This is a genomic window from bacterium (assembly GCA_037143175.1).
Taxonomy (GTDB): Bacteria; Verrucomicrobiota; Kiritimatiellia; order CAIKKV01; family CAITUY01; genus JAABPW01.
In genome coordinates this window covers 31,216-49,681 of the sequence record JBAWZF010000003.1, presented here as the reverse complement: position 1 = coordinate 49,681, position 18,466 = coordinate 31,216, and the positions used below count along the sequence as shown (strand labels likewise).

18 protein-coding genes are annotated in these 18,466 nt (G+C 54.5%); 5 read left to right on the top strand and 13 right to left on the bottom strand.

The features are described from left to right. Positions 1-28: 28 nt before the first annotated feature. From WCI03_01970 to WCI03_01915, 12 genes are all read right to left on the bottom strand, one after another. Positions 29-2,218 carry a thioredoxin domain-containing protein gene (locus WCI03_01970; GenBank protein ID MEI8138616.1) on the bottom strand — a complete coding sequence of 730 codons (2,190 nt, stop codon included), beginning with the start codon at positions 2,216-2,218 and terminating at the stop codon, positions 29-31. Further along, positions 2,218-3,273 carry a hypothetical protein gene (locus tag WCI03_01965; protein MEI8138615.1) on the bottom strand — a complete coding sequence of 352 codons (1,056 nt, stop codon included), beginning with the start codon at positions 3,271-3,273 and terminating at the stop codon, positions 2,218-2,220. The genes WCI03_01970 and WCI03_01965 overlap by 1 nt, the downstream gene beginning before the upstream one ends. A gap of 58 nt (positions 3,274-3,331) precedes the next feature. Beyond that, a complete protein-coding gene (locus WCI03_01960) occupies positions 3,332-4,288 on the bottom strand; it encodes a DUF523 and DUF1722 domain-containing protein (GenBank protein ID MEI8138614.1) in 957 nt (318 codons plus the stop codon). A gap of 32 nt (positions 4,289-4,320) precedes the next feature. Beyond that, the gene (locus tag WCI03_01955) at positions 4,321-4,938 is read right to left on the bottom strand and encodes a glutathione peroxidase (protein MEI8138613.1); all 618 of its coding nucleotides are present in this window, start codon (positions 4,936-4,938) and stop codon (positions 4,321-4,323) included. Positions 4,939-4,956: 18 nt separating this feature from the next. Further along, positions 4,957-7,071: a polyphosphate kinase 1 gene (gene ppk1 / locus WCI03_01950; GenBank protein ID MEI8138612.1), complete on the bottom strand. Its 2,115-nt coding sequence runs from the start codon at positions 7,069-7,071 to the stop codon at positions 4,957-4,959. Then, positions 7,068-8,207: an ATP-dependent 6-phosphofructokinase gene (locus WCI03_01945; protein ID MEI8138611.1), complete on the bottom strand. Its 1,140-nt coding sequence runs from the start codon at positions 8,205-8,207 to the stop codon at positions 7,068-7,070. Before WCI03_01945 ends, ppk1 begins: the two co-directional genes overlap by 4 nt. A gap of 76 nt (positions 8,208-8,283) precedes the next feature. Continuing rightward, a complete protein-coding gene (phoU, locus tag WCI03_01940; protein ID MEI8138610.1) occupies positions 8,284-8,949 on the bottom strand; it encodes a phosphate signaling complex protein PhoU in 666 nt (221 codons plus the stop codon). 122 nt (positions 8,950-9,071) lie between these two features. Continuing rightward, positions 9,072-9,860, bottom strand: coding sequence for a phosphate ABC transporter ATP-binding protein PstB (gene pstB, locus WCI03_01935; protein ID MEI8138609.1), 789 nt, complete (start codon positions 9,858-9,860; stop codon positions 9,072-9,074). Between the two features lie 34 nt (positions 9,861-9,894). Then, positions 9,895-11,241 (bottom strand): phosphate ABC transporter permease PstA, encoded by a 1,347-nt coding sequence (gene pstA / locus WCI03_01930; GenBank protein MEI8138608.1) that lies wholly within the window; start codon positions 11,239-11,241, stop codon positions 9,895-9,897. A 3-nt stretch (positions 11,242-11,244) separates the two neighbouring features. Next, a complete protein-coding gene (locus tag WCI03_01925; GenBank protein ID MEI8138607.1) occupies positions 11,245-12,417 on the bottom strand; it encodes a PstC family ABC transporter permease in 1,173 nt (390 codons plus the stop codon). A 97-nt stretch (positions 12,418-12,514) separates the two neighbouring features. Next, the gene (locus WCI03_01920) at positions 12,515-13,339 is read right to left on the bottom strand and encodes a phosphate ABC transporter substrate-binding protein (protein ID MEI8138606.1); all 825 of its coding nucleotides are present in this window, start codon (positions 13,337-13,339) and stop codon (positions 12,515-12,517) included. Between the two features lie 46 nt (positions 13,340-13,385). After that, a complete protein-coding gene (locus tag WCI03_01915) occupies positions 13,386-14,567 on the bottom strand; it encodes a putative porin (protein ID MEI8138605.1) in 1,182 nt (393 codons plus the stop codon). A 201-nt stretch (positions 14,568-14,768) separates the two neighbouring features. Between WCI03_01915 and WCI03_01910 the strand changes: the two genes are divergently transcribed. From WCI03_01910 to WCI03_01900, 3 genes are read left to right on the top strand one after another with little or no spacing between them, the layout of a single operon-like run. Next, on the top strand, positions 14,769-15,647 hold the full coding sequence (locus WCI03_01910; GenBank protein MEI8138604.1) for a CHAD domain-containing protein: 879 nt from the start codon (positions 14,769-14,771) through the stop codon (positions 15,645-15,647). Continuing rightward, entirely contained in the window at positions 15,644-16,144 is a 501-nt protein-coding gene (gene sixA, locus WCI03_01905; GenBank protein MEI8138603.1) for a phosphohistidine phosphatase SixA, read from the top strand. The genes WCI03_01910 and sixA overlap by 4 nt, the downstream gene beginning before the upstream one ends. A gap of 17 nt (positions 16,145-16,161) precedes the next feature. Beyond that, entirely contained in the window at positions 16,162-16,761 is a 600-nt protein-coding gene (locus tag WCI03_01900) for a flavodoxin family protein (GenBank protein ID MEI8138602.1), read from the top strand. A gap of 80 nt (positions 16,762-16,841) precedes the next feature. Here the strand turns inward: WCI03_01900 and WCI03_01895 are convergent, their stop codons facing one another. Continuing rightward, the gene (locus WCI03_01895) at positions 16,842-17,006 is read right to left on the bottom strand and encodes a hypothetical protein (GenBank protein ID MEI8138601.1); all 165 of its coding nucleotides are present in this window, start codon (positions 17,004-17,006) and stop codon (positions 16,842-16,844) included. 269 nt (positions 17,007-17,275) lie between these two features. Here WCI03_01895 and WCI03_01890 point away from each other — a divergent pair, with 269 nt between their 5' ends. Next, a complete protein-coding gene (locus tag WCI03_01890; protein MEI8138600.1) occupies positions 17,276-17,914 on the top strand; it encodes an HAD-IA family hydrolase in 639 nt (212 codons plus the stop codon). Next, the gene (locus WCI03_01885; protein ID MEI8138599.1) at positions 17,911-18,462 is read left to right on the top strand and encodes a nitroreductase family protein; all 552 of its coding nucleotides are present in this window, start codon (positions 17,911-17,913) and stop codon (positions 18,460-18,462) included. The genes WCI03_01890 and WCI03_01885 overlap by 4 nt, the downstream gene beginning before the upstream one ends. Positions 18,463-18,466 lie beyond the last annotated feature (4 nt).

The window sequence follows — 18,466 nt, the reverse complement described above, 5'->3', positions numbered from 1 at the left end:
AACCTCATTAACAATATCATTAATAGTACTAAAGCTTGTCCTCTTCGTCAATTCTGTCAGCATGATTCATGTCATAAGATGTTGGTGGTGTTAGTATTGCATTTAGAATTCTTCTGTCAGTTATAGGCAACTGACAGGAGTAATTTTCGCAGATATAGGCGGTGGCTTTACCGTCAACCATGCAGACATTTTTCAAAAAAGGTAAGTATTGTGCCAGAAATGCCTGCCCGGTTTCGCCCTCTGCCAGCAGCAGGACCTTGTTGGGAATGAAGCGTGAATGAACTTCCCGCAGGAGCGTCCGGGTGTCGGTTGCTTCCGGGAGCCCGGCGATAATGATCTGCCTGGGAGTGGTGAGCTGAAAGTCGAGCGCCACAAGCAACTGTGGCATGGCCGACGGGGTATGTTGTAGCCGATTACAGAATGTGGAGAACAGTCGCCCGGCACGGGCACGATACACTTGGCTGTCAGTCATCTGGGCGAGACGCAACAGATTCAGTGCGGAAACCGAATTGGATGATGGTTCGGCGCTGTCATAGTCCTCCTTCATCCGTAACAAGATGCTCGGGTCGCTGGCGTCGGTGCTGAAATAGCCGCCAGCTGAGCTATCCCAGAATAATTCATCCTGCTTGCATTGTAATTCAATGGCCCGCTTCAGCCAGTTTACATCAAATGAAGCCTCATAAAGATCGATCAAGCCCTGAATGAAAAAAGCATAGTCATCTGCAAAACCATAAACCGATGCAGCTCCCGCCCGGTAACAGCGCATGAGCTTGCCGCTCCCGGGGTGTGAAAGATGTGAGTCAATAAACGTGGCCGCCCGAAGTGCGGCAGCCAGGTAACGGGGTTCGTCCAGACATTGCGAGGCGCGGGCAAAAGCTGAGATCATCAATCCGTTCCAGGCCGTTAACGTTTTGTCGTCCAGATGCGGCCGCGGGCGCACGACCCGGATCCCCAGAAGTTTCTGGCGGGCGGTCGCAAGTGCAGCGCGGATGGTATCTGGCGACTTTCCGAATTTCTTGCCGGCCTCCTCCGGAGTATGACGAACGATGAGGATGTTCTTGTTGTGAAACTCGTTCTGGGGATCGCTCTCAACGTTCCCATCAGGATTAACGCCATAGTAAAAATTGAAAATCTCCGCATACTCATGACCCAGTACAGTGACGATTTCCTGGTGCGACCAGACATAAAACGCGCCCTCGGCGTGTTCTGCTGGATTGCCCGGGACAGGACTGTCCGCATCCTCGGCGCTTAAAAATCCACCCTCCTTGCCAGTCAGGTCGCGCAAGACGTAATCCAGAATATCCCGAGCCACTTCTGCGTAAAACACGTCATGGGTGATCTGAAAAGCGTCCAGATACGAGCACACGAGCTGTGCCTGATCATAAAGCATTTTCTCGAAGTGGGGAACGTGCCATTGGGTGTCAACGGAATAGCGGTGGAAACCGCCGCCGAGATGGTCGTGGATTCCGCCCTCCGCCATTTTGCGGAGCGTGAACAGGCACATCTCGAGTGCGTCCTGTGTGCCCGTCTGCCCTGCGCCCTGTCGCAGGGTGCGGGCGTGGTAGCGCAGCATGAAATTAAGGGCGACAGGACGGGGGAATTTAGGGGCATTGCCAAAGCCGCCATTATGAGGTTCATAGGTGATCTTGAGTTGCTGGTAGCCTTGTTCAAGAAGTGCAACCGCGGGCGCGCTGCCTTCATCGGCATGGAAAGCGGCCAATTGTTGTAACTGCCGGGTTACATCATCGGCAGAGGTGATAATTTTAACCTTTTGTTCCCGCCAGGCCTTGGCGATTTGCAGCAGCAGGGATTTGAAGCCTGGCCGGCCCCAGCGATCTTCGGGTGGATAATACGTTCCGCCAATAAAGGGCTTCAAGTCGGGGGTGAGCCACACACTCATGGGCCAGCCGCCTCCGCCGGTCGTGGCTTGCACGTAAGTCATATAAACACGATCCACATCAGGCCGCTCTTCGCGGTCTACCTTGATGGAGATGAAATGATCATTGAGGATGGCCGCGACCGCCTCGTTCTCGAAAGACTCATGTGCCATGACGTGGCACCAGTGGCAGGTTGAATAGCCTACTGACAAAAAAACGGGTTTTCCTTCACTCCGCGCTTTCGCGAAAGCAACCTCACCCCAGGGATACCATTGAACCGGGTTGTGGGCGTGCTGGAGAAGATAGGGGCTCGTTTCGTCGATCAGGCGATTCGTGTGCATCAGAAAGGGTTTCTATCAAAGGGATATGAGGGGCGCTGTCCCTTGAATTGCCAATCCATAAAATCAAGAAAAACGCTCCAGTCTGCCAGGTCATGGGCATGGCCGCCTTCCCGGTAAGCGATGCCAATTTTCTCCTCAGCCTTGAGGAAGCGGTAGACTTCCCTCGCGGCCAGATAGGTTTGCCAGGTTCCGGTCGGATTTGCCCAGAGATCCCCTAGCGCTTCAGTTGTCAAGAGCGCGCGCGGGGCAATCAAGGCCTTGAGATAATGCTGGTCAAACGGGAGTTCGGATTCCCGCCCCAGATACTCTTTTAAGGTCGGACCATACCAATAGGGAAAGCCGCGCAGACAGTCGGCCAGGGTTTCGGATTGGGGGCCTTGGATTTTGTAGGAGCCTGCTCCGCCCGCCCCCGAATTGTTGGCCGCCGTGAGGGCAATGCGTTCGTCGGTGGCCCCTGCCAGTAAAACCGTTTTCCCGCCGCGCGAATGCCCGGTGACAGCGATCTGGTCTGCCCTGACAAGACTCATTTTGACCAGGGCGTCAATGCAGCGGTGATAGCCCCAGGCCCAGGCGGCAAGGGCCCCGTAGGTTCCTTCAGGATAAACCCGGTAGAGACCCGAAACGCGCTCGGAGTTGTTGATGTCTGGAGCAAGTTCAACGCGGTTGAATTGGGCCAGAATCGCGCCCCGGCTCAGGACTTCCCGTGCGACTTCATCGGTGGCATAGCGCCAGCAGGTGTCGCCGGTAAGGACGACGGGGAAGGGGCCATTTCCCGGCGGTATGAGTGTGGTCATGAGGAAGCTGAACTTGCGATCCAGTCCAATGATGATCCGCCAGGAGATAAAACGACTACCTTCAGGATTTTGAATTGTGGTCGTGTGAAGCTCCTCTGCATAACAGCAGTCCGGTTTAGGTGGGAGTCCGCCGTATTCAATCCCTACGATCAGATCTTGCATCTCGCTACGGCGTTTGAGCCAGCTCGCAGGTGAAGTGACTGGGGTACCATTCCGGAAATGAAACAGGTCACGTAATACTGGGTCAGGTTTCAGGTTCATTGGTTTTCAACTTTCAACTCGTAACTTTCAACTCGTAACTCGTAACTAAAAATGTTCCTCATGCATGATTCCGAAGTTTGAGCTCCAGCGGGTGAGGATCAAGATAATATTGTTCCTTCAAATACTCGATGCCGTGCTTAAAGACGTAATGGCGCAGCATGGTAACAGGAACAATCAACGGGAGCAGGCCTTTGTGGTATTGGGTGATAATGTCGGCCAATTCCTTCCGGTCTGCGTCGTCAGCCTTCCCTCTTAAGTATCCGGCCATGTGTTGGAGGATGTTGGTATGCTTCGGGACAGTGGCCAGAATTTTCAGAGCGCGCATTAATTTGGCTTCATAGATGGGGCTGTGAGCACGCGCTTGCGCAGGTTTGAGCGTCGCTAGCTCGCGCCCCATTTCCCGCATGAGGGATTCGTGATGAGCTTGAATGAGCAGCTTGTTCCGGGCGTGGAACGTCATGAGTGCCGCCAGGGTAGGGGCGGTACTGACGGCCTTTCTGAAACGCCAGAGTGTAAAAACACGTTCAATGAAGTTCTCGCGCAGATCCGGGTCATTCAGCCGGCCCTCATCCTCGCAAGGTAATGTGGGAAAATGGTCCATGAAAGCCTTGGCAAACAGGCCAGCTGACTTGCCGCCCACCATCCCTTTGTCAGTATAGACCTTGACGTTCTCCATGCCGCTACTGGGTGAACGGGATTTGAAAATGTAGCCGTAGAGACCCTCCTGCTCCAGTTCGGTGACCCGGCGCGCGGCCCATTTCAACATGCGTTCGGTGTGGTCGATTTCGGTACGGGTTGTCATGAGTCGTGGATTGGCAGGATTGCCGACCAGCCGCATCGACTCACGTGGAACGGTCAGCCCGCATTCGACTTCAGGGCAAACTCCGACGAACTCAAAATACTGACCCAGCGTATCCGTGATGAAATGGTCATGCTTATGCTGGCCGTCATACCTGACCGGTTGACCAAGCAGGCAGGCACTGACACCGATCCGGATTTTTTCAAGTTCTGCCATAGGATCCCTGCTTACGTAGCAGTTAATCTTGTTTATTTCGTTCCCGGCGTAACCGGAAGCAACAGTGCCTTCTCGATGGCCGCAATGATGTTCTTGTCTTCGGGAGTCGTCCGGCTGCCAAAGCGGTTGAGGATATGGCCGTCGCGTCCGATCAGGAACTTGTTGAAGTTCCAGGCGATCTTGCCGCTAAATTCCGGGTTTGTCGATTTGTCGGTCAAGTATTTATAGAGAGGGTGGATATCCCCGCCTGTGACCACAATTTTTTCAAACATGGGAAACGTCACGTGAAATTTCGAAGAGCAAAACTGGGCAATCTCCTGATTACTGCCGGGCTCCTGGAAGAGAAAATCATTGGAGGGGAAACCTAAAACGACCAATCCGCGATCCTTATAGGTTTCGTAAAGTTTTTGTAAGCCGGAATACTGAGGGGTGAACCCACACCGACTGGCAACATTGACGATCAGCAAAACCTTACCTTTATATTCCGAAAGGGAAGTTACGGTTCCGTCGATCTGCTTCATATTGAATTCATAGATGCTACTCATGGTGTTGGTCTCCTTTTGTTGTCCCTGCACGACGTTCGCCAGGAATAATCCCGGAATAACGAGCCGGAGGGCTTTAAGCAGATTGTGTCGTGTAAATGATTTCATAACTGTCACTCCTCCTTGTCAGACTTGCTGATGAAAAGTATGTTGCATGAGCGTTTCATGGGATCCAGGACTATCAGCGTTCACCGGCTTGCGCTGGACGTAAGTTCCGTCAGGTTGCATGTCCCAGGCGCTGCGTTGGTCGGACAGGTGTGTTTGCAGGATCCAATGAAGTTCCGTTTTTAGTGCCCTATCCTCAATAGGGGTAATCGCCTCCACCCGACTTTCCAGATTACGGTGCATCCAGTCGGCGGAACCAATATAATACTCGCCATCAACCTCCTGCTCTGCGCCATTCCGGAAATGGTAAATTCTCGAGTGTTCAAGGAATCGGCCGATGACGGAGATTACCCGGATATTTTCGCTGAGGCCCGGCACCCCGGGTTTCAAGGTGCAGAATCCCCGCACGATAAGATCCACCGTGACCCCCGCCTGGCCAGCCGCATACAGGGCAATGCAAATATCCCGGTCTTCCAACTGATTCATCTTGGCAAGAATATGCGCAGGGCGTCCGGCCTGGTGATGCTCGACCTCCCGCTCAATCATCGATAGGAATCGACGCTTCATATTGGCTGGAGCGATCAGGAGCTTGCGGTAGTCACCCTTACGGTTCCGGCCGGTCAGGTAGTTGAAAAGATCAGCAATATCGGCCGTCAAGTCCGGCCGGCAGGTTAGGAGACTGGTGTCCACATAGAGTCGCGCGGTTTGCCGATGATAATTACCCGTTCCGATATGGGCATAGCAACGTGACTCGCCGCTCTCGCGACGGACCACCAGAGTGGTTTTGGTGTGGGTTTTCAGGCCTTCTACCCCATATACGACATGCACACCGGCACGTTCCATTTTCTGGGCGAGGACAATATTCTCGTGTTCATCAAAACGGGCCTTCAATTCAACCAGGCAGGCCACTTGCTTGCCTGACTCCGCCGCCCGGATGAGTAACGGCACAAACGGGCTGTCCTTGCCGGTTCGATACAGAGTCATTTTGATTGCCAGCACATCGGGATCGGCGACGGCATCCTTAATCAGGCGCAAGACGGTGTCATCAAACGATTCATAAGGATGATGCACCAGGAGATCTCCCGCCCAGATCACATCAAAGATCCGCGAATCCTCACCTTGGAGTCGGCGCGGAACCAGCGGGGTCCAGGGCTTGAACCGGAAATCAGGGAACGGCAATGCGGCAATGTCCCGCAGGCTACGGTATTCCACCAGGGCGGGCATCTCGTAAACATCCTCCGCCCCGAGTTCAAGGGCTTCCATGAGGATCAGTCGGTTGATGGGGTCGGCCCCCTGCGGACATTCCAGCCGAACAACGCATTCCATGCGACGCTGGCGGACTTGCTCCTCGACCGCCTGAAGCAGATCCTCGACATCATCAAGATCGGCATCCACCTCCGCATTCCGGGTCACCCGGAACGGCATGACGCCGCTTATCTTCATGTCGGGGAACAGGCGATCAAGATGATGGGAAATTAAATCCACTAGCGACACAAACCGATACGCCCCCTTGAATCCCGCCGTTTCGATCCGGATCCATTGCGGCAGGGTATCAGGGATCTTCACCCGGGCGAAAGAGCTTGCCCCGGTGGAGGGGTCGTTCAAGGTGATAGCAAGGGAGAGCGAGAGATTGGAGATGAAGGGGAAGGGGTGCCCTACATCCACTGAGAGAGGGGTCAGAACGGAGAACACGGTTTTATCGAAAATGACAGTGGCGACGCGCTTTTCCTCATCCGTCAGTTTATCCCACCCGAGAAGGTGAATTCCCTGCGCTGCCAGAGCGGGCTTGATGGTGCGGTGATATCCTTCAGCTTGCTGGTTCAGCATTTCCTGAATGGTGACATGGATGGCGTGCAGGAGGCCTTCGGAAGTCTTTTCGCCAGTTGAATCTAAATTTTTAGCGCCAGTCCAGATTTGCTCGCGTAACCCGTAGACCCGCTTCATCACGAATTCATCCAGGTTGGACGTAAAGATCGCGAGGAAGTTGACCCGTTCCAGCAGCGGGGTCCGCTCATCCAGGGCCTCGCTCAACACGCGCCGGTTGAACTCCAACCAGTTTAAATCGCGATCCAGAAAACGCGATCCGGGTGCGGGTTTGTTACGGCTTCTTCGGGGTTTAGGTTTTGGAGCGCTCATACCCCCGGCACATCCCCCATGCAGGTTCCCACCAGTCGGGCCGTCTTCACCCATGGGTGGTTGGTCGGTACATATTTGACGATGCCGGCGACTTTTTCCAACGGGACCGGAATACACTCTTCGCCTCGTACGGCCACCATCACGTTATAAGTCCCTGCCAACAGCAACTCTCCCGCCTTGGTGCCCAATCGTGTGCAGAGGAGTCGGTCAGCTGCAGAAGGCGTTCCTCCGCGCTGGACATGTCCCAGTGAGGTTACCCGCGCCTCGAGGCCGGTTAACTGCTGGATATGCCGCGCCACCCGACTCGACATCGGCTCTTGAACCAGGTGGATGCCATTGGTGTCAATACTCGGGGCGAACGGGTCCGGTTTCTTTTTCCCCGACTTCAGCCCTTTTGCCAACGCCTTGGCTTCATCTTTAGAAATGGCCCCCTCCGCAATGGCAACAATTGAGAATCGTTTACCCTGGTGACGGCGGTTACGGAGATGTTCTGCGATAACATTGAGGTCATACGGAATCTCCGGAATCATGATGACATCCGCGCCGCCGGCAATTCCGGCCCCGAGGGCCAGCCATCCCGCCGCATGCCCCATGATTTCGCAGACAATGACGCGATGATGGCTGGTGGCGGTGGTATGAAGCCGGTCAATGGCTTCGGTCGCGATGCCGAGTGCGGTATCATATCCGAACGAAATATCGGTCAGGGCGACATCATTGTCGATGGTCTTGGGCAGCGTCAGTACATTGATGCCGCCCGATTTGTGGAGATGCAGGGCATTCTTCTGGGTTCCACCGCCGCCAAGGCAAACGAGACAGTCTAATTGCAACCGGCGGGCATTGGCGATGGCGACATCGGTCATGTCCATAATCTTGTTGCCCATCTTCATCTTATGGGGCTTGTCGCGGCTGGAGCCCAGAAAGGTTCCGCCAAGCGTCAGGATTCCACTTACTTGGAGATCCTCAATCGGAATGGTACGGTTTTCAACCAGGCCCCGGAATCCATCAAGAATCCCGATGACCTTCATGTCATGGTGGAGTGCGGCCTTGGCGACGCCGCGAATGGCTGCGTTTAATCCCGGGCAGTCCCCGCCAGAGGTCAGGATTCCAATGCAACGAGCACGTGTTTTTTTGGCCATGATAATGTCCTTTCCGTCGGGGAGCCATGATGGCGGCCCAAGTGGATAAGACCAAAAAGAGGGGGGCATATCAACCTTAGGATTGTGGCTCAACGGTATGACGCACAATTTTCCCCTCGATCAAGTAGATTAAATCTTCGGCAATATTTGTTGCATGATCACCGATCCGCTCCAGATGGCGGGCGATATGCATGAGTTTGAGCAAGGGTTCCAGGTGATCAGGCCTGCGGGTAATCTCCGCCTTGAGGCGGGCGGCCATCGCCCGGTTCAAGGCATCCAGTTCCGCATCCGCCAAACGTATTCCACGCGCTGCCGCGACATCGACGTTAACAAAGGCATCCAGTACTTTTTTTAACATCTGCTGCGACTTGGCGGCCATTTCGCCCAGTTGCAGCGGAATGACAATGGGCGGCATATCGCATAAGAGTAGCGCGCCTTGGGCAATGTGGGCCGCAAGATCACCAATTCGCTCAAGGTCATGATTAATTTTCAAGACGGCAATCAGATACCGGAGATCAGCGGCCACGGGTTGATGTAAGGCCAGAATTTTAAGGCACTCTTCCTCAACGTTGACTTCCCGGGTGTTGGTCTGGGTTTCGTGATCTATAACGGACCTCGCCAGGGCGGCATTGCGGGTCTCTACCGCGCGAACAGCATCCGAGACCGAGTCCTCAACATTGGCGCACATCTCAAGAATCTGCAGCTTCAGTTTGTCAATCTCACGTTGAAAATGAATTCTCATAATACCTCTTTCATCAACCAATAACATCACCCTCACCCCAACACTCTCCCCTCAAGGGAGAGGGAGTTATTTGTCTGTTTCCTCTCCCCTTGAGGGAGAGGATCAAGGTGATGGGTTTCTTCTCACCCGAATCGGCCTGTAATATAATCTTCCGTCTGTTTTTCTCTGGGCTTGGTAAACATGGCCGTCGTTTGCCCATACTCAATCAATGATCCTTCATACATAAAGGCGGTCAAGTCTGATACCCGCGCCGCCTGCTGCATGTTGTGGGTCACAATGATAATGGTATATTTCCCGCGCAGATCATCTATCAAGTCCTCGATTTTCAAAGTGGCCCGTGGATCCAGTGCCGAGGTGGGTTCATCCATCAACAGGACTTCAGGATCCACGGCCAGAGCCCGTGCGATACAGAGGCGCTGCTGTTGGCCCCCGGATAACCCCAGCGCATTCTGTTGCAGGCGATCCTTGACCTCATCCCATAACGCCGCCCCGGTCAAACTGCGTTCGACAATCTCGGCCAATTCATTCTGGTTAACCTGCCGGTGGAGACGCGGGCCATAGGCCACGTTGTCAAAAATCGATTTCGGAAAGGGATTCGGCTTCTGGAAGACCATGCCGATCCGCCGACGCAGGGTGACCACGTCAATACTTGGTGAATAAATGTTTTGGCCGTCAAAAAGTAATTCACCGTCCGTCCGGCAACCCGGGACGAGGTCATTCATCCGGTTCACTGCCCGCAGCAAGGTGCTTTTGCCGCAGCCGCTGGGGCCGATGATGGCGGTAACAATCCCGCTACCGAAAGACAAGTGGACATTTTTGACTGCCTGATTGGTCCGGTAATAAACAGAAAAGTCAGAGGCCTGAACATGGGCGACTCCATCTGGTACTTTTTCCAGCCGTTCCTTATCCATTGCATTTTCAAAGTGTTTCATTTTGGAACTCCTCTCATCCTCTCAGCCGCTTAGCAACCCGGGCCCGCATCAAAATGGCCGCCAAGTTTAACAAGAGCACCAGCGTGACAAGCACCAGTACAAGCCCGTACTGGACATGTCGGATCTCATCCATAGCCTCATGTTCAGTTGCCAGGTTATAAATGTTCCAGGAAAGTGCGGGTGTCGGATGGCTGAACACCTGCCACAGGGCAAGGGGTTTGCCAACGCTGACTGCCGCCGTAAAAATAATCGGGGCCGTTTCCCCGGCCGCGCGGCCCATGCTGATCACAATGCCAGTAAGAATCCCCGGTAATGCGGCAGGGAGAATAATCGTCATGACCGTGTGCCAGCGTCCGGCGCCCAGACTCAGGGCGGCTTCCTTGTAGGTTCGGGGCACAGACAATATGGCCTCCTCCGAGGCACGAATCACGGTCGGGAGAATCATCAGCGCCAAGGTCATGGATCCCACCAGGACACTTTTAGAATGCGACACACCCAACGTGTTAATGAAGAAGGCGAGGCCAAACAGACCGAAAACGATACTTGGTACTCCCGCCAGAGTGCTGATGCAGGTCCGCAGAAAACTTACGAAGGCGTTCTCCGGAGCGTATTCGGTCAAATAGATAGCCGCAATCAAACCCATGGGGATGGCAAAGAGCATCGCGCCAACCGTCAGATATAATGTGCCCAACAACTCGGGCCAGATGCCTCCAAAGAAATGCGAGTCAAAGGATTCATCTGTCAGAAATTGCCAATACACCGTCTTGCGGGGTAGCAGCATACGGTCGAGATTCTTCTCGAGATACGGGAAGAGGGCCGCCAGAGAGGTACCGGCAAAATCATCGACCCGTGGCTGCATGACCTTCACGCTTCCCCGTTCAGGATGACTGTAGTCCCATTCTTCGCGGAACATTACACGGGCCAGTTTGACCTGGGCCCGGTCCCAGCGGGTCTGCCCGAATTGATCCCGCATGAGCATCGGACGCTGAGTGCCGGGGGCCGGCCCCAAAAGGGCATGGAGTGCTTTCTTAAGTTCCTTGAAGGATGGCATGACTTTTCGCCGTTCGGCGGATGGCATGGTTTCCAGTTGTTTTTCAAACTCTGACATCATTTGGAAGACCGGTTCCCGCGCGGTTCGTGCGGAGGCGATTTCCGCTTCGATTTCCGGCCGGTTTCCCCGCTCAAACTTTTCCATCATCAGCCGGCGGTGTTCCACTGTGCCGGTAAAGAAAATGGCACCCACGCCACGGACAAACATAGGGGCCAGCAAAATGAGTAGTGCGGAGGTCATCAACACAATCGCCAGCACCCCCGAGGCGGTGAAGGAACGGTCCAGCATTTTTCGGGTTTCCAGGTGCATGGCTTATTTCCCCACTTTCCGGCGGGTGCGTCGTACACCCCATTCGCTGACCAGATTACAGATAAACGAAAACACCAGAAGGCAGAGCGCCATGGCGAAAAGCACATGGAAACGGGAGGAACCGGTGGCCTGGTCAGCCTCGCCCATATCTCCTGCGATGGTGGCCGTAAGGGTGCGGACCGGTTGGAGCATGTTGTACCAGGGTTGTGGAATCTGGGCGGCATTACCCGAGGCCATCCACACCACCATGGTTTCGCCTACGGCCCGCATCACGCCCAGAAGGACAGCCGCCATGATGCCGCTGCCCGCCGCCGGAAGAATGATTCTGAATATGGTTTCAGATCGCGTGGCTCCGAGCGCATAGCTTCCTTCCCGCAGCTCGCGGCCAGTGGCCTGAATGGCATCTTCGGCGACGCTCACCACGGTAGGCAAGGCCATGATGCCCAAGATGATCGAAACATTCAGCGCGTTGGTGCCGCTGCTGACTGTGATTCCACCCAGTAACACGCTGAGTTTCCAGAGGCCCCAGAAGGTAGCCACGCCCAAACTGGCTATTAACGCCCATCGCAACCAGAACCGGAGGTTCGTTGCCAGTCGATCCGTTAACAGGTCGCTGATCACAACGATAATAAGCACAGACAACGGTGTGCCGATGATCCAGCCCGCTACCTGGAGAATATGCCCACCGCGCTCCTGCAGGAGGGGCGCAAAAACAACCAGAGCGAAAAACCCGTAGGCGACCGAGGGAATGGCCGCCAGAATCTCAATCACCGGCTTGACCACTTGCCTTACTGAAAATGGAAGAACATCACTCAGGCATACTGCGGCCGTGATGCCAAGAGGGACGGCCACTAGCGCCGCCCCGAGCGTCACCAGACCGCTTCCAATAAAAATGGCTAGAGACCCGAATTCCGGGGCCGCCGCCGAGGGATACCAGTGGGTGCTGGTGAAAAACTGTTTAAAGCCCTGCAATTGGAAAAAAGGCAGGGCATCTCGTGCAATAAAATAGAAAATAAACAATACCGCAAACGTTGAAAGAGAGGTAATGGCCAATAGGAAGCCCGATCCCAGAAACCCCATCAAACGTTGCTGCCGCCGGGCGCGATGGCTCAACAACAGAGATGAGCCCTCACGCCCGGTGGCAGCTGTTTCAGATTGGATCGAACTCTTAACCATAATGCTTTCAAATGGCTATTGGTTATTCGGTATTTGCTATAGGGTAAGTCCCAATAACTCGTAACGAATAACCAATAACCTTCGCCTTCCGGAGAAACTACTTCACCGGAACATAACCGGTATCTTCGATGATCCGCCTGCCTTCTTCGGTCTTGCACAGGTTCACGAAGTCATACAGGGCTGTTCCCTCTTTCGGCCGACCGTTCGTGTACATGTACAGCGGGCGGGCAATCGGATACGTTTTTGCGATCACCGTTTCGGGTGTAGGGGTGATGCCGTTGACCTGCAACGTCTTAACCCCCTCCGTGAAGGCAAGCCCGACATAGCCGATGGCTGCTTCGGTGCTCAGAACGCGCTGGCGAATGGCGCCACCGCTGCCAACATATTCCGCTCCCCCCATCAGTTTGGCATCCATCAGCACCAGGGTGTTGAAGCTTTCGTAGGTGCCGCTGTTGGTGTCACGGCTGATGACCACGATCTTCTGATCCTTTCCGCCAAGCTCTTTCCAGTTGGTGATCTTTCCCGTGTAGATATCCCTGATTTGCTCAATGGTGAGATTGCCGCGAGAGTTCGAGGGATGTACGATGACCGCCAGACCGTCCAGCGCCACGACATTCTCAATCGCGAGCACGCCGGCTTCCTGTGCGGCCTTTTTCTCCGAGTTTTTCATGGGGCGTGACATCGTGGCAACGTCACAGGCTGCGTTAATCAGGCTCTTGGCCCCATTCCCGCTACCGGATTCGCTCACTGTAATGTTCACCCCCTGATGTTTGCCCATGTAGTACTCGGCAAACGCCTTTGCCACCGGTCCAACTGTAGTTGAGCCGTCCACCACAATCGAATTAGCGTCTCCGGCCATCGCCGCCCCGAGACCCATTCCCACCACCGCCATCATCGTCATCACTTTATTAATCTTTTTCATGTATTTTTCCTTCGCGTCTCACATCTTACGTCTCACGTCTTACACCTCAAAACGCCGCCACCAGATCCAACTGCATGCGGTCATAATCCGTTCCGCCTTTGGCGATTCCTTTATCATCCTTGAAATAAGCCGCACCCAACTGGAGGTTCTTCATGACCTGGTACTTGGCATAGACCTTGTGGCCCTTGCCGTCGGTACCGCCGCCCCAACGATCGGAATCCGTCCACATTCCCAGCGTGGCATCCTTTTCAAGTTCGGTATAGCTGTAGCCAGCTTCAAAAGTGCCAATCCGCTTGGCCTTACCCACTGAAACACCATACAGATGGCCTTGATCGAGGGTGTCGGCATCGGTGTTGGAGAGCTCCTGGGCGAAGATCGAGACCGGGACGCCGGCGACCCACATATCAAGTGAGGCGAAGTACACCACAGGGGTGAATTCCGTCGCCCATGCCTTGTTGGTGGTCGTTCCGCTGACCGTTCCTTTTTTGGTGCTGTTACCATAGCTGTTGTTCTTGCCTTCCCAGTCAATCACGTCATATCCCTGCATGTTCTGGAAGCCGTAGTAGCTGGCACCCACCGTCAGGGCCACTTCGGGAATGAACTGGAATTTCAATGCGCCCTGACCGGCCAACAGTTGAGCCGCATCCTTGCTATCGCGTTCCTGAATCCAGATATACCCGGCGTTACCGTAGGCCGTAACCACGTCATTACCGGTCTGGCCTTTGAACGCCAATCCTTCGGGAGACAGGTCGCCATCCCAGATCAGGTCGTCATTCATGGTGATGAAGGGATTCTTCATTTTGCCAGCGTAAGCGTGCGCCTCAGTCGTGGTCGCATCACCCAGGAAGCTATAGTCAATATAAGCCATATCCAGCTTCATATCCTTTTTCTGTCCGCCGTCACCGAGGGTCTGGTTGCCTGAAATGGGGTCATTCCCCCCAGTTGAAAGGCCGATCACCGCCTTGGTTTTATCGTTTACCTTGGCTTCAGCCGCGAGCCTGGCGCGAACCCGGTCGCGTTGACGTGTATAGGTTTCCTTGTCCGCATTTTTCTTGGCATCGTCGTTGATCGTCTCGTACCGGTACCGGAAGTCGCCCTTGAGGGTGATAGAGTCCGCCCAGGTTTTCGAGGCTGGAGCCGGAGTCGCCGCGGGCGCATTGCTTTCCGCCGCCAGGCACGTCCCGCTCACACCTGCCATCAAAACTAATCCCGCCATCACTTTCTTCATATCCTTGTTTCTCCTTATTGTTAGTTGTCTGTTCATGGCGGCCATTAAACAAAACCCGTGTAAGAAGAAGATGAGCGGCAGGTTAGAAAATGGTTAGGGCTTTTGGGGGTAAAAACTGGCCCGCCCACGATTGACAGAGACACCTGAAAAAACTACGGTTGTAACTTGCCGGTAGTGGTTATGCAATTCAAGGGAAACACCATGCAGACCAACGTGAATAAAAGCCGCTCAGATTCTGTCGAGGCCACGGCCCGACGAATCCTGAATGCGCAATTACTATTGATGGAGGCTAATGCTGAGCGCGCTGCCCGGATACACAGTGTTAAAGCCGTCCATGACCTGCGGGTGGCGATCCGGCGTTTCCGTGTCGCTTTACGCGTCTTTGGCGATCTGATGCCGCATACGGTGGTGAAGCGGCTCCGGCGGCGGTTTCAATGGTTGAGCCATCAATTGAGCCCGATCCGGGACGCCCAGGTTTGGCATGGTTGGTTGGCGCGAACCGTGGGGCGGAGAAAAGCGCCACTTCCCGCGGAATTGCATCAATGTGTGAAGGAGGCGGAGACAGCCTGTCTAGAACAAGTCCAGACCCTTGATCAGGTCTTGAAGGGGGCGCCTTTCAGGGTAACTCGAAAATGTTGTCAGCGGCTACGCTGCGATCGGTCTGCCCGCCCTTTTCTGGCGGGAAAGTTGCATCGGGCGTATGAGCGCCTTTGTCGGGCCGGAGTGTCACTTGTTGACGCAAAGGGGGAGAAGGTCCATACCCTGCGTCGCCGTTGCCGGCGCCTCAGATACCTATCGGAATTCGCTGAGCCCATGTTAGGCAGGTCTGTTCACAAACTGACCCACCATCTAAAGCACGTATCCACTGCGCTTGGTGAACGGCATGATGCGGAAGTCCAGTTACGGATATTGAATGACATGGAAAGGCCGCCCGAAGATCTTTGCAAGATGGTGACCCGCCGGAAACACGAAGCGCGAACTAAGTTTACTAAGGCCTGGAGGAAGCTTATGGCTTCGCATTTCAGGCAGCGCGTTCTGGCGGAATTGCAGGCAGCAAAGCAAGAAGGGACGGGAATATGAAAATCTATCTTTTGCGGCATGGAAGTGCTGTCAGCGTCGGTGAACAGGGCGTGTGTACTGATGAGGAGCGGATGCTTACAAAGGAGGGGCGGGAATGTACCGCGACCGTCCTCCGCAGATTGCGTAAGGTGTGTAAGCTGCAGCAGATATGGACGAGTCCGCTCGTCCGGGCACGGGAGACGGCTGAAATTGCCAGTGAGATTCTTGAACCGCATGTGCAGGTCTCAACGTTGGAACACTTGAGGGCAGGGGCGGATCCGGCGAGAATCTTGCGGTGGCTGAAGACCTGTACCGACGATTCAATCATGCTCGTTGGCCATATGCCAGATCTGGCCATGCTTGGATCTTTACTCACTTTGCAGGTGGAGGCGGAGGGGATGGCCCTCAAGAAATCCGGGATCTGTTGTATTGAATTCGAGGGGCAGATCAAAGAGGGAAACGGCCGTCTTATGTGGCTGGTTTCTCCCTCATTTCTTTCAAAGATAGAAGATCACTGAAAACAAAGGAGGGTGTGATGGCCAAAACAATACTTGGGATCGTTGGAAGCTACCGGAAAAACGGAATTATTGATCGGTTGGTGACAGAAGCCCTGTTGAGTGCTGAAGCCTCAGGTGCTGTGACGAAAAAGATTTACCTGACAGATGCGCAGATTGAGTTTTGCACGAACTGCCGACATTGTATGCAGGAGCCCGGGCCGGAACGGGGAAAATGTATTCATGATGATGATATGGAAGCCATTTTGAAAGAATGGGAGAAATGTGACGGACTTATCATTGGCTCTCCCGTAAACTTCTATAATGTGACGGCAGTTACCCGTAAGTTTATGGAGAGACTGATTGGCTTCGCTTACTGGCCCTGGGGTCAGCCCAGTCCCGTGATGAGGAGCAAGAAAAAAGACAAAGCCGCCGTTCTGATTACAGCGACGGCGATGCCCGCCATAATGGGCCATTTTTTCACAGGCGCCCCGCGAGCCCTGAAATTAACGGTAGAGACCATGGGCGCCAAACCTATCAAGACCATTTTTGCTGGTCTCGCTGCGCAACAGGAAAAGTCGCCTCCATCGGAGAAGGCGATACGTCAGGCTCAAGCGGCCGGTCGTCATCTGGCAGGGTGATTATTCATCAGGTTGTCAGCATAGGACGCAAGGTGTCGGCCCAGATTTGATAACCAGTCTCATTCGGGTTGGCCAGGGGCTCACCCCCCCCATAAATGGGTAATAGAATCCCCAATCAACACAATCTCCGGATCGACGGCATCCTTCACCCTGAGGACATCCGCATGACGCGACCACCAGTCATAAAAGTCGTTTTCCAATTTTGATTTTGGGACTACGGCGGAATTGGCCGGCTGCTGTTTCATGAGGCCTGAATCTGTCATAAAATCCGCATTCTCTTCAAGATGAAAGACAGCAATTGTAATTATGACAACGCCTCCAGTAGCAGGGTCTTCATTGTAGGGCCGCCGCTTGCCGGCTGGCCGTTAATATTTGCGTTTATACAGTCTTTCGGCCAGCCGACAAGCGGCGGCCCTACGAACATAATCCATAATGCGAATTGCTGGATGAAATAAGGATGGGATTGGATTTGCAAAGGTATTGGCGTATAAGAGCTGAAAGGAATTTTTGTTTCATGAGAGCAGTAATATTCGATATGGACGGGGTACTGACTGACTCCGAGCCACTGATTTGTGCGGCGGCGATGGAGATGTTCCGGGAAAAGGGTGTGACGGTACAACCTGAGGACTTCCATCCGTTTGTTGGGACGGGTGAAAATCGATATCTTGGGGGCGTGGCGGAAAAATACGGTGTGACAATGGACATTGAGGTGGCTAAGGAACGCACCTATGAGATCTATCTGGCCATGGTGCCCAAGCAACTGGAAGCGTTTCCGGGCGCGGTTGAGCTGATTCGAAAATGCCGGGCGGCTGGGATTCCCTGTGCGGTTGCCTCTAGTGCTGATCGCATCAAGATCGAGGCCAACCTGAACAAGATTGGACTGCCGCCCGATACCTGGCAGGCCATTGTGACGGCGGAAGATGTCGAGAAGCGGAAACCCGACCCCGCAATCTTTCTGATGGCGGCCAAGCGGCTTGGGGTGATTCCGGCGAAATGCACGGTAGTTGAAGATGCGGTCAACGGGATTACCGCTGCAAAAGCAGCCGGGATGCGCTGTGTGGCAGTGGCTTCTACCTTCCCTGCGAGTCTGCTGGCCCAGGCGGATCTCGTTCGTTCCTCCATTAGTGAGGTTGCGTTAGCGGATATCAGTTGAGCGTTAAAAGTGTGAAGACCTTTGCAGAGATTGTTGCCAGCCGGTTCAGTTGCCGGGCCTACCGGCCTGACCCGGTGCCCCATGCGGCAGTGGAGCAGATTCTTGAGGCGGCGCGGGTAGCACCTTCCGCCTGCAATCGGCAGCCGTGGCGGTTTACCGTAGCCACGGAGCCGGCGCTCCGTACCCAATTGTTGGACGAAGGGACTCTCCCTGGCTTGGGAATGACGTGGGCGGCAAACGCGCCAGTCATTCTGGTATTGGGCATGAAGAAGTCCCTGATCACGCATCGGATGGCGCCGCTACTCTCGAAAGTGGAGTACCCCCTGCTTGATCTGGGGATAGCGGGCGAACATGCCATTTTGCAGGCGACCGAACTGGGGCTGGGCACCTGCTGGATCGGCTGGATCCGTCCCAAAGAGGTGCGCCGGATTGTAGGCTGGCCCTCGGACATTATGCCCCAAGCCCTGATCACCGTGGGCTGGCCTGCTGCCCTCCCGCAACGGCCTTCCCCGCGCCTTTCTCTTGCTGAGATTGTGACTTGGCGCTAGTCTC